Origin of the sequence: Lysinibacillus sp. RS10, assembly GCF_041956855.1 — a bacterium.
In the GTDB taxonomy this organism is placed as follows: domain Bacteria; phylum Bacillota; class Bacilli; order Bacillales_A; family Planococcaceae; genus Lysinibacillus; species Lysinibacillus xylanilyticus_A.
In genome coordinates, this window is the sequence record NZ_CP167122.1 from 3,145,251 (window position 1) to 3,160,547 (window position 15,297).

Genomic DNA, 15,297 nt, shown 5'->3' on the forward strand with positions numbered 1-15,297 from the left:
TAATCAGCTTGACAGACACGTTGAAGTAGTGCATTCTTTATTCAATTACTTTTTAAGGTTTGGGGCATCAACTAAAGAGCCCCTATACAAAAGATGTTGAATTATACAATAAAAACGTGCGAAGACTAGTACCTAGAAACTGCTTGATCAGAGAGCGATGCCCATCGGCTGTAAGGCATTGTACAAGAAAGACTAAAGAACCTACTTCGTAAAACGTCCTAGCTAAACTAGGCGCAGTCTCAAGCGTTATGAGCAAAGTGGAATGTCAATGACGTTCAATGTAGGTGGTACCACGGAAAGCAAACCTTTTCGTCCTAATTGTTAGGATGAAGAGGTTTTTTATTTTGAAAAAAACTAGTAGCGAATAATGCTAATGAAATGACGAATTGGAGGAATTGTGATGGAAAGAAAAAGAATCGTCGTTAAAATTGGAAGTAGCTCCTTAACAAATGCAAAAGGTGAAATTGATAAAATACGTTTAATGGACCATGTTCAAGCGATTGCTGAATTAAAAAAATGTGGCCATGAAGTGTTACTTGTTTCATCAGGTGCAGTTGCAGCAGGTTTTAAGCAGCTAGGCTACCCTACTCGTCCAATCACGGTCAAAGGTAAACAGGCTGCGGCGGCTGTTGGGCAAAGCTTACTTATCCAAATCTACCACGCTTTATTTAGCATTTATGATATTGTGCCTGCACAAATTTTACTAACACGTACTGATTTCTCAAAAAAGGAGCGCTATAAAAACGCATACGCTACATTTGAGGAATTACTAGAGCGCTCTATGCTTCCGATTATTAACGAAAATGATACGGTATCTGTCAGCGAATTAACGTTTGGAGATAACGACATGCTATCGGCACTTGTAAGTGGACTTGTTCATGCAGATCAGCTCATTATTTTAACAGATATAAATGGGCTTTATAACGCAAATCCAAATAAAGACCCACATGCCAAACGTATTGATCGTTTAACAGAGGTAACCGATGAAATGCTTGGTTTTGCAGATGGTGCAGGCTCTAAGGTAGGTACAGGTGGTATGGAATCCAAATTACTGGCAGCTCGAGCAGCTTTAAATGCAGGCGTTAAGGTATTTATCGGAACGGGTCACGGCGCGAATAAGCTTGTCGATATTATGGAAGGACGCGGTGATGGTACGTATGTTGAGCATGAGGCTCTTGCTGTTTTAACAAATAATAAACAGTGGATTGCACTCACGGAAGTATCTGGTAAAATTTTTATAGATAGCGGTGCTGAACATGCGCTATTGGCAAATGGGAAAAGCTTGTTGCCTGCTGGTGTATGTCGTGTCGAAGGTGATTTCGCAAATGGCGACGTAGTCGAGGTCTATAGTGACAATAGGCTACTTGGCCGGGGTGAGGTCTTATATTCTTCCCTTGAGTTAGCACATGCGATGGGAAAACGTACAAATGAGTTAGCGAACTATCCAATTGAGGTTATTCACCGAGACAAATGGCTAAAAATTTAAACAAATTAAGGGGGAATTTACATGACAAGTGAAGTTCAACAAAAAGGAAAACTGGCAAAAGCCGCAAGCTATATCTTAAACATTAAAACGACTTGTGAAAAAAATAATGCACTTACAAAAATTGCTGAGCAGTTGATAATCGACCAAGATTCTATTATTGCTGAAAATGCAAAAGATTTAGCTCAGGGTGAGCAACAAGGAATGCCTGCTTCTACACTTGATCGTATCATGCTCAACAAAGAACGAGTAGAGGCTATGGCAAATGCCATTCATTTACTCGTAAAATTAGATGACCCAGTCGGCAGCCTTCTAGAGCGAATTGAAAAAGATAATGGATTATTGATTGAAAAGCGTATGGTGCCAATAGGTGTGATTGGGATGATTTACGAGGCGCGTCCTAATGTAACAGTCGACGCTGCAACATTATCATTGAAAACAGGAAATGCTGTTATTTTACGCGGCAGTTCTTCAGCAAAATTTTCAAACATAGCCCTTGTAGCAACTATCCATCGAGCACTTGAAAAAACAGCAATCCCTGTAGACGCGATTCAATTAATTGAGGATACGAATCGGGAAACAGCAAAAGAATTATTCCATTTAAAAGATTACTTAGATGTCTTAATCCCTCGCGGTGGAAAGGCACTAATTGACTTAGTCGTTAATGAGGCCACTGTTCCAGTACTAGAAACAGGTGCTGGCAACTGCCATATTTATGTGGACCAGACTGCCGATTACATAAAGTCAGAAAAAATTTGTCTAAATGCGAAAACACAGCGCCCTTCTGTTTGTAATGCGGCAGAAAGCTTACTTATTCATCCTGATTGGTTTAATGAGCATGGCAAACAGCTACTAAGTGCTTTGCATCAGGCAGGTGTGACAATTATCGGTGATGAAATCGTTTGTCAAAAACTTGATTTTGCTCATCCAGCAGCCGAAGAAGATTATGCCACTGAATATTTAGATTTAAAGATCAGCGTTAAAATTGTGGAAAACGTTTATGAAGCAATCGAACATATTAATAAATATGGTACGAACCACTCTGAAGCCATTATTACAGAAGATCAACTAGTAGCGGACATCTTCTTAAATAGCGTGGATGCTGCAGCTGTTTATCATAATGCCTCAACTCGTTTTACGGACGGCTTTGAATTTGGCTACGGTGCAGAAATTGGTATTAGTACGCAAAAATTACACGCTCGTGGACCAATGGGTTTACCTGCGTTAACATCTACAAAGTATTTCATTCACGGTAACGGACAAATCCGAGAATAAAGGTAGAACTATTAAGTAAAAGCCGGCAGTTGTTATCTTACTCCTCTGTCGGCTTTCTTTACTTTTTAAAGCGGAGAGATGGGTTGTAGTGGTTTGAGTAGCGTGTCCTGAGCTGCTAGTTGAGCGGTTTTAGTATACATAATCGTCTGTCCTCATAATACTTTTAATAGAAAGAAGGTTTAGAATGAACATTTCAGCCATCATAAAATTAACGGTTTCCATGGCTCTTTTTGGCTCCATTGGTTTTTTTACTGTTCATACGGGCGTACCTGCTATCGAGCTAGTATTTGTCAGATGTATTTGCGCTACCCTCTTTCTAGGAGGAATGTGGCTCATTACTGGCGGGCATAAAACAGAGAAATGGGATAAAAAAGAAATATTACAAACACTTCTTTGTGGCGTCTTTATCGTCTTAAACTGGGTATTTTTATTTAAAGCCTTTGAAGAAATGTCGATTTCCATTGCTATTTCTATCTATAATTTGGCACCTATATTTGTATTAATTTTTGGCGCATTGTTCTTAAAAGAGAAGATGACTATTCAAGCATTGCTAGCAACAGTAACTTGTTTTATCGGTAGTATGTTCATTATCGGCTTAAATAATTTTTTGACACTCTCTGAATTTATGAAATCAGGTTTTATTTGGGCATTACTGTCTGCACTATTTTATGCATTTACGATGCTCACAAGTAAAACGATCATAAACCTTAGCTCCTATGCATTAACGTATATCCAAACAACAGTTGGAATTGTCATACTATTACCATTTGTTGATTTTTCACTATTTGAAGGCTTAACGACAACAAACTGGCTTTATATTTTAGGGACAGGTTTTATTCATACAGGATTTGTTTACTATTTATTTTTTGATAGCATTCGTAGTCTCTCTACAATTCTAGTTTCAGTATTAGTATTTGTTGACCCTGTTGTTGCTATATTTCTCGATATGCTATTACTTGATTTTATGCCAAGCTTCATGCAAACACTTGGTATTGTATTAATTTTCGGTGGCATTTTTTACACCATTTACGTTCCAAAGAAAAAGCGTGTGCCTCAGACTGATGTAAAGGAGATTATTCCGTGAGTAAACTTTATGCAATTGGCGAATTATTAATTGATTTTACGCCTACTGAACAAAATACCTCCCTTGCTGCAGTAGAGCAATTTACTAAAAATGCTGGTGGGGCCCCTGCCAATGTTGCAGCTGTTTGTGCAAAGCTTGGGCAACAATCAGCTCTTATCACACAAGTAGGTCAGGATGCTTTTGGAGATTTCCTTGTTGACACGTTAAGGCAGGCTGGTGTCGATACGAACTATATTAGTCAAACGGATCAAGGTGAAACAAGCTTGGCCTTTGTGTCACTGACAAATGATGGGGACCGTGACTTCTTATTTTATCGTCGCCATGCAGCAGATTTACTTTACAACAAAGAGCAACTACCACCGAATATATTAACAGGTACTGATATTCTTCATTTTTGTTCAGTTAATTTAGTGGAAAGTCCAATGAAGCATGCACATATAGCTTTGATAGAACAGGCTCATCAGGCAGGTAGTCTTGTATCTTTTGACCCCAATGTTCGATTGCCTCTATGGAACGATGAGAAGGCCTGTCGTCAAACCATTTTAGAATTTTTACCAAAAGCCCATCTCGTTAAATTGTCCGAGGAAGAGCTTTTGTTTTTAACGGCGATTGAGGATGAAGAATCAGCAGTCCAATCATTGTTTCAGGGGAAAGTACAAGTACTCATCATTACACGTGGAGCAGAAGGAGCAAGTCTTTATACGAATAAGCACCATATGAAAGTACCAGCTGACAAGGTTCATGCGATTGATACAACTGGAGCGGGCGATGCCTTTATTGGAGCGGTGTTAACTATTCTCCTTAGCAAGCAGATTACAGCCATCAATCTACTCGACTTTTGTAAACAGCAGGCTCCCCCTCTCCTTACATTCGCGAATCATTATGCAGGAGCATCGACAGAAAAACATGGTGCCATTGCATCTTATCTTGCCAAGCATGAACTGTCACTTAAAAACGATATTATTTTTTGAATATTTCGGAACTTATTCTAATGTCATTCGTATTAGGTAGTGACACGTTGGATAAGAGGAGGAGCTAAAGTGAAATCTATTACGAAAAAGCGTACGAAAGCATTTTTCATTGATTTGGCAATATCAACAGTTGTCGGAGCTGGTGTAGAATATGTCCTGCGAAAAAAAGTGAAAAACGAGGCAATCCATGCAATGATCACACCAACAGTCGTTATGTGGTCTCTTGAATTTGCACAATTACGTAAAAATGGACAAACAGTTGGCTATAAAACAATGGGACTCGAACTTGCAAATGAAAATGGGTCAAAGCTAACAACCCCTCAAATTATTAAACGGATGGCTTATCGAGATACAATTAGCACATTTCATTACTTAAAAAGTCCAAAAGCGTTTGAACAACAAAACGGTCAACTTCTTCCTCACGACAACTTTTCAGGTACAGTTGTAAAGGAAATCTAGAAGATAAGGCTGCTCAAATATAATTTTGAGTAGCCTGTTTTAATAGATCGAGAATCAATTAGGGAGGAAATTTACAATTGAAATTGGATCATGTTGTTGATGTTTTACTTGAAAGTTTAAAAAATAATGAATATATTGAAGCTGTATTTTTAAGAGGGTCAATCGCTAGAGATGAGCATGATGAATTTTCAGATATTGATATGTATTGTGTTGTGGAGGAAGAACATATCGAGGCATTTTTGCCACAACGTATCCGCCATATTGAAGCTTATAAACAAATATTATTCGTTGATGACATCTATATAATCGCGCCTCAGCTCTTAGTCGTATATGAAGATATGATTCATATCGATTTATTCACCGTAACCCCCTCTGAAATAAGTAATAAAGATGTAAATCAATTATGCCTCGGCATAATTTCGTCCGGAATCGGCTTTGTGCTTAGGCCTGCACGATGCAGGTCAGTTAGCCGTTATCGCATGGATGCGATGGTTTTAGGCTAACATCCCCTAAGTACTCCTTTCCGATTCCTTGACATCCGCCGGAGGCTTTAACTTCTTTCAGTGGTTGTTTGGACACACGCTGAAAAGTTACCTTAAAACCGCATTCATCTCACACCTATGGAGGTGAGAGACTTCCACTGAAAGAAGTTAAAATCTTATTTGATCCAAATGGAATTCTTCCATCTAAACAGAGGAATACAACTTTGTCATTAAGTCCACTTGAATTTCAAGATGCTGTAGATGATACGGTTTGGTATTTGTATCAATATTATAAGAGTGCTTCGCGTGGAAATGACATTTGGTGCGTTCAATTACTGCGGCATAGTTTAGAACATTTCGCCAAAGTACTACTCCATAAATATTGTCCTGAACGGGCATCACTTGGACTTAAAACGTTACATCATTCGTTACCTCCTAACCCATTAAATGAGATTGTCGATATTATGAATTGTACGAGCCTTGTAACACATGGGGTAGCCGTAAAGAAATTAGTGAACACTTTCCACTATGAATCAAGTTGGATATTCGATAATGCGCCAGATCACGAAGAAATTAAACCATTATGGGAAAAAATCAAAGAGCTATTACAGTAAAATAAAATAGCAAACTAGCCTCTTACCTAGTTTGCTATTTATCAGGAGCTATTCCCTCTGAACTTTGGATAATGACTTTACCTAATCCAAATTTACGGAATTTGTTTCCGCCGCTAAAATCGTCGTTTGCGCCGGTAAAATCTCTTTTTCCGCCGCTAATACCACCTTTTCCGCCGGTAAGATCCTTGTTTCCGCCGCTAATACCATCTTTTCCGCCGCTAAGATCCTTGTTTCCGCCGCTAATACCACCTTTTCCGCCGCTAAGATCCTTCTTTCCGCCGCTAAATCCCTTTCCCCGCCGGTAGGACCACCTTTAAAATATAGAAATAGCAGTGAAAAAAACAGCATCCGATATCCTACGCTTTTGAACGTGGATCCATAAAATCACGTAACGCATTGCTAAGCATATATAAGCCTAGCACAAGTACTGTAATAGCTCCACCTGGCGCATAAGTATACCAAGGGGCCCCAACTAAATAGGCTTGTGAGTCTTTTAACATTCGCCCCCAACTAGGGTTTGGTGGCTGCACGCCGAGCCCTAAGTAACTCAGTGCCGCCTCTGCAAGCATTGCGGTTGCAAAGGTCACAGTTGCTGCGACAATAATCTGCGATGAAATATTCGGTAATATATGGCGGAACATGATGCTATAGGGCTTTACGCCAATTAACTTTGCAGCTAATACATATTCGGCGTCACGATGTTGAACAAAGCCACTACGTGCAATTCTGGCAATGGCCGGTATGGCAATAATGCCTAATGCTATAGCAGTATTGACGATCCCTGGTCCAAATACGGCAACGAGCATTAAAGCTAAAATAATACCTGGAAAGGCCATTAATGCATCCATCATGCGCATAAAAATTTCATCGATCCAGCCACCTACATAGCCCGCTATACCTCCAATTAAAATACCAAAAACTGTTCCTATACATACTGTCAGTAAACCGACTGCAAAGGCAGTTTGTGTTCCTTTCATAATACGGCTAAAAATATCACGACCAAATTCATCCGTACCAAAAAGATAGTTACTACTTGGGCTGCGTAACTTTTGAGGTATATTCATAGCGTTCACATCATGTGGCGTATAAAAAAAGCTGACAATCATCACGATTAGAAAACCGACAATGACTAGTAGACCAATGATTAAATTGATATTTTTCGTGTACCTTTGTCTATTTTTCATCGTATCCACCCCTCATCGTAATCGGATTCTAGGATCTATCACAGAATATAAAATATCGACCATAAAATTAATCATAACCACCGCTACAGTAATATACATGACGATTCCTTGCACTAATGGAAAATCTCGATTGCTAATAGCTGTGATCAGCAGTTGACCAACACCTGGCAATGAAAATACTTGCTCCACAATAATTGTTCCCGCCACGACCTCTGCCATGATCAGTCCAAAGACCGTTAATATCGGAATCATCGAATTTTTTAAAACATGTTTATACATAACATTGTGCTCTGACATTCCTTTACTGCGAATCGTACGCACGTAATCGAGCTGAACTTGCTCTAAAATAGCAGTACGAACATAGCGGAAATTAACCGCAATTTGCGGAATCGCAATGGTTAATGCAGGGAGAACAAGCGTGCTTAGCGCTCCTGTTACACTTTGCGTCCACGGAATATATCCACTAATTTTAAAAAAGCTAAATTGCATGCCAATATATAAAATAAGCATCATGCCAAGCCAGAAAGAGGGAACGGCCATACCAACTTGTGTCACTGTCGATAATGACACATCACTTAGCTTATTTTGTCTTCTCGCCGCAAACATCCCTAATGGTAAGGAAATGAATAACACAATTATGAGTGTGAGCCCAGCCAATGACATCGTTACAGGAAGTCGTTCAAATAATAAGTCTTTTACTGGCATTGAAAAACGAATAGAATTTCCTAATTCCCCTGTCAATAATCCCTTCATCCAATCCGTGTATTGCTCATAAAGGGGTCGATTCAAGCCAAGCTCTGATCGCAAATTTTCAATTTGTGTGGGATCGGCTTCAGTCCCCAACATTGTCCGAACCGGATCACCAGGTAAAATTTGAAAAACACCAAATGTAATAATCGACACTAAAAGGATGGTTGTTATTAACAGAATGAATCGACGTATCATATACATCATTGGACACTCATCCCTTTCTAGTTAGAAAATTTCACTTCAGACATGTCGTGGAACCAGAATGGGTAGTTCTTTAATCCTGTAACTTGCTTGTCGGAGCCCCAAACAATTTGATAATCCGCGATGTAAACCGCTGCTGCCTGCTCAGCTAAAATTTCCTGTGCACGATGGTAATAGTCCATTTGCTTTGCCTGATCTGCTTCCTTCAAAACATCTGTCATCATTTTGTCGTACTCATCATTTTTAAATAAGAAGAAGTTTTCACTCTCATTCGTTGAAATGTAATCATTTAATACTTCGTAGGCAGATGCTCGACCTGTTAAATCAATCGTTGTCATTTGATAGTCGCGGCCAAAATAAACTCGGTCTAGCCAAATTCCCCATTCTACAACTTCAATTTCCACGTCAATACCGATTTCCTTTAAATTATCTACAACGATTTGAGCGATATTCGAATAAATATCGTTATGCGAAGACACTGTAATTTTTGTTTTAAAGCCATCAGGGTAGCCCGCTTCCGCTAATAATGCTTTTGCCTTTTTCACATCTCGCGTATACATGCTTTCTAGGCCTTTCTTTTGATAGTCTCCCATCGCAGGACTCATATTTGAACCGAGTGGTACAGCATAGCCAGCAAACACGGAGTCAATAATATCGGACTTACTTATTGCGTAGTTGATTGCCTGACGGACCTTGACATTATCAAATGGTGCTTTTGTTTCGTTAAATGTAATAATTAACGATGAGTTATTATTTTGATGCGATACATTATAGTTCCCCTTCACTTCACCTACACGATGCCAAGGAACACTCGTTAAGTCTACTTCATTGGCCATTAAACTCATTATTGCTGCTTGATCATCTGATTGGAATGTAAACGTCACTTTATTTAAGTATGGAAGACCTTCCTTCCAGTAGTTTTCGTTTTTCTTTAGCTCTAAATTTGTACCAGGAGAATATTTTACATAAGCAAATGGCCCAGTACCTATTGGATTTTCATTATGCTTGCCATCATTGCTTTTTGGTACGATTGCTGATTGTCGAGCAGTTAATGAATAGAGGAAATTGGAGTTTGGCTCTTTCAGCTTTATGACAAATGTATTGGCATCTGGTGCTTCTGTTGACGCAACATTATCAAAGCTGTTTGACATCTTTTCTCCACCGTTTTTCCCCATTAATCGATCAAATGAATATTGAATATCCTCAATCGTTAAATCCTCACCATTATGAAATTTCACACCTGGGCGAATTTTGAAGGTATATGTTAAGCCATCCTTAGATAGTTCATAGCTTTCTGCTAGCCCTTCTTTTAAAGATCCATCGGTTTCTGGTGCCATCAGTCCTTCAAAAATATTAAGAATCATTTGGTATGATATCGATGCTGTTGCTTTATGTGGATCTAAAAAGTCTGGGTCATCATTTACACGAACTACAATTTCTTGAGGTAACTCTGCTACTGACTTTTCACCTGAACTGGCTTCTTTCCCATCATCACTTGAGCATGCACTTATTAGTAAACCTACTATCAATACCAACAACAGCAGCAACCAATTTTTATTCAGCCTCATGTCAATTTCCCCCTGTTCCCTCAATACTCTTTATTTGAATGCTTTTATAGCTCTCTACTTCTGCTAACCTATCAGCCTCTTTCACACCCACTAATATCGCTTCCTCCATAACCGTTGTAGCCAAATGTCCCAAATAGTCGACTGGATATGTTTTATCTCCTGTACCTAGCACGAAAACCGTATCTCCATCTAGCATTGTGTGAACAGGATAAATGGTGCGTGCGAGGGCATTTTGTGTCAGCTGCGCTATTTTTTTCGCCTCTGCTTTTGTTAGTTTGGCATTCACTGCAATGACACCAATTGTCGTATTCGTACCAGACAGCGCTTCTGATTGCACATGTTCTTCTAAATAAGCACAACAATCCAACCATTCCCCTGTTTTTGGATTCCTCGCACCTGCTAGTATTTGTCTTGTATTTGGGTCTTTTATATCCCCAACAGCATTGACAGCAACAATTGCACCAGCAACAAGATCATTTTTGCCAGCGATAGCGGCGCTACCAAGCCCCCCTTTCATACAAAATTGAGGTCCTGCTAATTTGCCTACAGTCGCACCATAACCAGCACCTGTATTACCATTTGCGAATGGCCCAACAATCGCACTTTTGGCCGCTTCATAACCCATTTTAGCTGTAGGTCTAGTCTTTGGATCACCGATAAATAAATCAAAAAGCACAGCACTAGGGACAATTGGTATTGTCGTAACACCCGCATCCACACCAACACCCTGCTCCTCTAAATATTGCATGACCCCTGTTGCTGCATCTAATCCAAATGCACTTCCTCCAGACAAGCAAATCCCATGTACTCGATCTATTTCATTCATAGGATCAAGTGCATCCGTCTCTCGAGTGCCCGGTGCAGAGCCTCTTACGTCGACACCGCAAACTGCACCATTTTCGACTAAGATTACTGTACAGCCTGTAATGCCTTCATTATTTTCTGCATGCCCAACCTTAACTCCGGGCACATCTGTAATATTGCCAAACATACTATACACCTCACCCTCAAAAAAGACTTAATATTCAGATTATTAATCATATAATAAGCAGGCTACTCGTTGATCTTTATTTTTCTCTTGAAGTACTGGTCGTTCCTGATGACATCTTTCCATCACAAAAGGACAACGTGTATGGAACACACAGCCAATAGGCGGATTCATCGGGTTCGGCAATTCACCTTGTAACGGTATTTCCTGTTTCGGCTTATCAAAATTTACTACTGGAATCGCTGACAGTAATGCTTGTGTATATGGATGTAGAGGATTAGCAAATAATTCTTTCTTCGTGCCAATTTCCACCACTCTCCCTAAATACAGCACCGCCACTCGATCACTTATATGTTTCACAACACTTAAATCATGTGAGATAAATAAATAGGTCAAATGAAATTCATCCTGTAAATCCATCATTAAGTTCAAAACTTGTGACTGCACTGATACATCTAGCGCAGATACAGGCTCGTCCGCAATGATGAACTCTGGATGAATAGCAAGAGCCCGTGCAATACCGATTCGTTGCCGTTGACCTCCAGAAAATTCATGCGGAAACTTTTGCATCGCATCCTCTGATAGACCTACCTTGTGTAAAAGCTCCTTCACACGTTCTTTGCGTTGCTCCTTCGTTAATGTTAATTGCAGCTTCATCGGTTCTTCGATAATGGCACCAATTCGCATACGAGGATTCAGAGATGCAAAAGGGTCCTGAAAAATCATTTGCATTTGATTGCGATAGGTTTGAAGCTTGTTGCCTTTTAAATGCTGGATAGGCTGCCCTTTATACAAAATTTCTCCCGAAGTCGGTTCAACAAGTTTCAAAACTGTCCGTCCAAACGTTGATTTCCCGGAGCCAGATTCGCCTACTATGCCAAGCGTCTCGCCACGGAAAATCTCAATGGAAATATCGTCGACTGCTTTAATGACTTTTTTCTCTTCCTTCATCGACTTACGTTTCACAGGAAAGTAGGCTTTTAAATGATTAATTTCAAGCAAAACTTCTTTTTTCGTCATAAACAGGCTCCCCTTCCTCTGTGAATAGATGGCAGGACACTTTATGCTCCTCTTGAATATGGATGACCTCTGGCTGAGTGACACGGCATTGTTCCATCGCAAATGGACAGCGTGGTGCAAATCGGCAGCCTTCTGGTAACGCATAAGCTGGCGGGACGGTGCCTGGAATGGAAGGTAATCTTTTAACATCCGTCTCAAGACTCGGCATTGTTTTTAAAAGGGCAGTCGTATACGGATGCTTTGGATTTTGAAAGAGCTCCTGCACTGGTGCTTCCTCTACGATTTGCCCGGCATACATGACCATGACACGATCTGCCGTTTGTGCAACAACGCTCATATCATGCGTAATAAATAATATAGCCGAATGATGCTCTTCCTTCATCTTCATCATGAGCTTTAATATTTGTGCCTGTACGGTTACATCAAGTGCTGTTGTTGGCTCATCTGCAATTAACAACTGAGGATTATTGGACATGGCGATTGCAATCATGACACGCTGCCGCATACCGCCTGATAATTGGTGCGGATATTCTGTCATAACCTTTTCTGCATTGGCAATACCGACTTCTTTTAAAAACTGTAAAGATTTCTCCCACGCCTCTTTTTTAGACATCTTTTGGTGCCTGCGTATTCCTTCTATCATTTGATTACCGATTGTAAAAACAGGATCTAAAGAGGTCATCGGCTCTTGAAAAATCATACTAATTTCATTGCCTCTTATATGGCTCATCTCTTTATTTTTATAGTCTAGTAGATTTTTGCCATTCAATTTAATGGTACCCGCTGTAATTTCTCCTGGTGGTATTGGTAGTAAACGCATAATGGATAACGATGTAATGCTTTTTCCGCTACCAGATTCACCTACAAGTGCAACTGTTTCGCCTTTTCGAATCGTAAAGCTCACATCATCAACAACTTTTGCCTGTTTGCCATTTTTTAAATAAAAACTTATTTTTAAATGATTTACCTCTAGCAGCACTTGATTTTCTTCCAAATGCATCCCTCCATCTCACTGATTAGGTGGAGCATAGCGTATGGCGATATTTTTCATTTGCGTATAATTCCTTAACGCGACAAAGCCTTTTTCTCGCCCAATGCCGCTCTTTTTATAGCCACCAAAAGGCATTTGTATACCGCCTGCTGCCCCGTAGTTATTGACAAATACTTGCCCGGCCTGTACTCGGCTTGCGACATAATGAGCAGTATCTATATCCTTTGACCAAACGCCCGCAACTAAACCGTAGTCTGTACTATTCGCTAAGGCAATCGCTTCTTCGACAGTTGTAAACGTAAAAACAGTCAACACTGGTCCGAAAATTTCCTCTTGTGCTAGCGGATCGTTCACATCTACGCCATCTAGTATGGTCGGTTGTATATAATAGCCTTTTTCATAGCCTTCAATCGTCAATGTTTCGCCACCAGTAACCACATAGCCATCTTCCTTCGCTTTATGCAATAGTGTTGAGATCTTCGTATATTGTCGTTCATTTAACAATGGTCCCATATCAACATCTGCTTCACCTGGACCAACTTTTAATGCTTGGAATTTTCGCACTAGTTGCGCGATAAATGTTTCCTTCTCACGCGCTTCTATCAGCAATCTTGCTCCAGCAGAGCATGTTTGTCCTGCATTTTGAATAATCGCACGAACTACTCCATCCAGCGCCTGCTCCATGTTTGCATCCGAAAAAACAATATTAGGCGATTTCCCACCAAGCTCTAATGTCACAGGTACTACATTTTCAGCTGCTGATTTCATAACAGCTATGCCTGTTGGGACAGAGCCCGTAAACGTAATGTGATTGATATCAGGATGTGATGTTAAATATGGACCGACTTCACGACCTAAACCTGTAATATGCTGAAAAATACCTTTTGGCAGTTTATCTGCAAACCATTCAGTTATGGCATGTGCTGTCAATGGCGTATCTTCAGCACTTTTGACAATCACTGCATTGCCCGTTGCAATGGCAGCTGCTACACTTCTCGCTGTTATTTGAATAGGATAATTCCAGGGCACGATATGTACGGTAATCCCAACAGGCTCTAACACTACCGCATTTAAAATACCATCTTCAATTGGAATTGTATCCCCCATCACTTTATCAGCTGCTCCTCCGTAAAACTCAAAATAGCGAGCTGCTGCCTCAATATCTGCTCTTGCCTGGGATAACGGCTTGCCAACATCACGACATTCTAATAAGCTCCATTCCTCTGCATGCTTGCGGATATAGTGTGCGAACTCAACAAGTAGCTGTCCTCGTTCATGCGCCTTTATTTTCCGCCATTCTTCACTTTCAAACGCTACTCGGGCAGCACGAACAGCTTCATCGACGTGCGCTTTATTCGCATTCGTAATTTGGGCAATCATTTCACCGGTAGAGGGATTCATGACATCCAATAATTCCTCCGAGCCAGCGTGAACCCACTCACCGTTTATAAACATCGGAATTTTTTTCACCTGATCCCTCCTAAAGTCCGCGACCACCATCTACATGTAATGTCGTTCCTGTAACCATACTTGCTTCATTTGAAAGTAAATAACTTACTGCACCTGCAATGTCTGACGGATTCACTAAACGCCCAAGGGGTACTGATTGAACAAAGACACTTTGCTTTGTTTGCTCGATGTCCGCTCCTTGTGCAGCGAACTGACCCAGCATCTGTGTATCCGCTGGTCCTGGATGAATCGTATTGACACGTATTTGGAACGGCGCTAATTCAATCGCCATTCCACGTGCAAAGCTCTCTGCCGCCCCTTTAGAAGCAATATACGCTTGTAAACCTGGTCTCGGGCGGACAGCAGAAATCGAGGCGATTGTTACAATTGAGCCCTTTTGCCGTTCCTTCATATAAGAAACGACCGCCTTCGTTGTTATAAATAAAGTTTTCACATTGACATCCATTAACCGATTCCACTCATCCATCGAGACTTGTTCAATCGGTGTTGCAGCCTGCGCTATGCCAAGTGCATTGACAAGTCCATCAATCCGGCCATACTTTTCAAAAACCTGTTTGCATATGTCGTTCACACGTTCCTCCTGTAAAACATTAACTTCAAAACATTGCAAGGCATCCTGCGCTAAGTCTGTTAGTGATGCTACAGAAAGATCAAGCCCTACTACAATATGGCCCTTCTCAAGCTGCTCCTGAATAATGGCTTTCCCCATACCGCCGCCAGCACCTGTGACAATAATAACCTGTTGTTCTGCTGCCAT

The 15,297-nt window shown here is 40.5% G+C and carries 16 protein-coding genes; 7 read left to right on the plus strand and 9 right to left on the minus strand.

Annotated elements, in window-relative coordinates:
* Positions 1–400 precede the first annotated feature (400 nt).
* The 7 genes from proB to ACB089_RS16170 all read left to right on the plus strand — a co-directional run bounded on the left by proB (position 401) and on the right by ACB089_RS16170 (position 6,368).
* Complete coding sequence (gene proB / locus ACB089_RS16140; protein ID WP_374967314.1) at positions 401–1,486, plus strand: glutamate 5-kinase; 1,086 nt, start codon at positions 401–403, stop codon at positions 1,484–1,486.
* A 21-nt stretch (positions 1,487–1,507) separates the two neighbouring features.
* Positions 1,508–2,758: a glutamate-5-semialdehyde dehydrogenase gene (locus ACB089_RS16145; protein WP_374967315.1), complete on the plus strand. Its 1,251-nt coding sequence runs from the start codon at positions 1,508–1,510 to the stop codon at positions 2,756–2,758.
* A 184-nt stretch (positions 2,759–2,942) separates the two neighbouring features.
* Positions 2,943–3,842 (plus strand): DMT family transporter, encoded by a 900-nt coding sequence (locus ACB089_RS16150; protein WP_368637452.1) that lies wholly within the window; start codon positions 2,943–2,945, stop codon positions 3,840–3,842.
* Positions 3,839–4,813 (plus strand): carbohydrate kinase, encoded by a 975-nt coding sequence (locus tag ACB089_RS16155; RefSeq protein WP_374967316.1) that lies wholly within the window; start codon positions 3,839–3,841, stop codon positions 4,811–4,813. Before ACB089_RS16150 ends, ACB089_RS16155 begins: the two co-directional genes overlap by 4 nt.
* 69 nt (positions 4,814–4,882) lie before the next feature.
* Entirely contained in the window at positions 4,883–5,272 is a 390-nt protein-coding gene (locus ACB089_RS16160) for an RDD family protein (RefSeq protein ID WP_374967317.1), read from the plus strand.
* Positions 5,273–5,349: 77 nt separating this feature from the next.
* On the plus strand, positions 5,350–5,775 hold the full coding sequence (locus ACB089_RS16165; RefSeq protein ID WP_374967318.1) for a nucleotidyltransferase domain-containing protein: 426 nt from the start codon (positions 5,350–5,352) through the stop codon (positions 5,773–5,775).
* 203 nt (positions 5,776–5,978) lie between these two features.
* Positions 5,979–6,368 carry a hypothetical protein gene (locus tag ACB089_RS16170; RefSeq protein WP_374967319.1) on the plus strand — a complete coding sequence of 130 codons (390 nt, stop codon included), beginning with the start codon at positions 5,979–5,981 and terminating at the stop codon, positions 6,366–6,368.
* Between the two features lie 81 nt (positions 6,369–6,449).
* Here ACB089_RS16170 and ACB089_RS16175 read toward each other — a convergent pair whose 3' ends face one another.
* The 9 genes from ACB089_RS16175 to ACB089_RS16215 are packed head-to-tail and all read right to left on the minus strand — an operon-like array spanning position 6,450 to position 15,297.
* Positions 6,450–6,716 carry a hypothetical protein gene (locus tag ACB089_RS16175; RefSeq protein ID WP_374967320.1) on the minus strand — a complete coding sequence of 89 codons (267 nt, stop codon included), beginning with the start codon at positions 6,714–6,716 and terminating at the stop codon, positions 6,450–6,452.
* Between the two features lie 8 nt (positions 6,717–6,724).
* On the minus strand, positions 6,725–7,552 hold the full coding sequence (locus tag ACB089_RS16180) for an ABC transporter permease (RefSeq protein WP_374967321.1): 828 nt from the start codon (positions 7,550–7,552) through the stop codon (positions 6,725–6,727).
* 12 nt (positions 7,553–7,564) lie between these two features.
* The gene (locus ACB089_RS16185) at positions 7,565–8,506 is read right to left on the minus strand and encodes an ABC transporter permease (protein ID WP_374967322.1); all 942 of its coding nucleotides are present in this window, start codon (positions 8,504–8,506) and stop codon (positions 7,565–7,567) included.
* A 17-nt stretch (positions 8,507–8,523) separates the two neighbouring features.
* Positions 8,524–10,071 (minus strand): ABC transporter substrate-binding protein, encoded by a 1,548-nt coding sequence (locus tag ACB089_RS16190; RefSeq protein ID WP_374967323.1) that lies wholly within the window; start codon positions 10,069–10,071, stop codon positions 8,524–8,526.
* A 1-nt stretch (position 10,072) separates the two neighbouring features.
* Positions 10,073–11,062 (minus strand): P1 family peptidase, encoded by a 990-nt coding sequence (locus tag ACB089_RS16195; protein WP_374967324.1) that lies wholly within the window; start codon positions 11,060–11,062, stop codon positions 10,073–10,075.
* 42 nt (positions 11,063–11,104) lie between these two features.
* On the minus strand, positions 11,105–12,079 hold the full coding sequence (locus ACB089_RS16200; protein ID WP_374967325.1) for an ABC transporter ATP-binding protein: 975 nt from the start codon (positions 12,077–12,079) through the stop codon (positions 11,105–11,107).
* Positions 12,054–13,079 carry an ABC transporter ATP-binding protein gene (locus ACB089_RS16205; protein ID WP_374967326.1) on the minus strand — a complete coding sequence of 342 codons (1,026 nt, stop codon included), beginning with the start codon at positions 13,077–13,079 and terminating at the stop codon, positions 12,054–12,056. Before ACB089_RS16205 ends, ACB089_RS16200 begins: the two co-directional genes overlap by 26 nt.
* A gap of 9 nt (positions 13,080–13,088) precedes the next feature.
* Positions 13,089–14,540, minus strand: coding sequence for an aldehyde dehydrogenase family protein (locus ACB089_RS16210; protein WP_374967327.1), 1,452 nt, complete (start codon positions 14,538–14,540; stop codon positions 13,089–13,091).
* Between the two features lie 10 nt (positions 14,541–14,550).
* On the minus strand, positions 14,551–15,297 hold the full coding sequence (locus ACB089_RS16215) for an SDR family NAD(P)-dependent oxidoreductase (protein ID WP_374967328.1): 747 nt from the start codon (positions 15,295–15,297) through the stop codon (positions 14,551–14,553).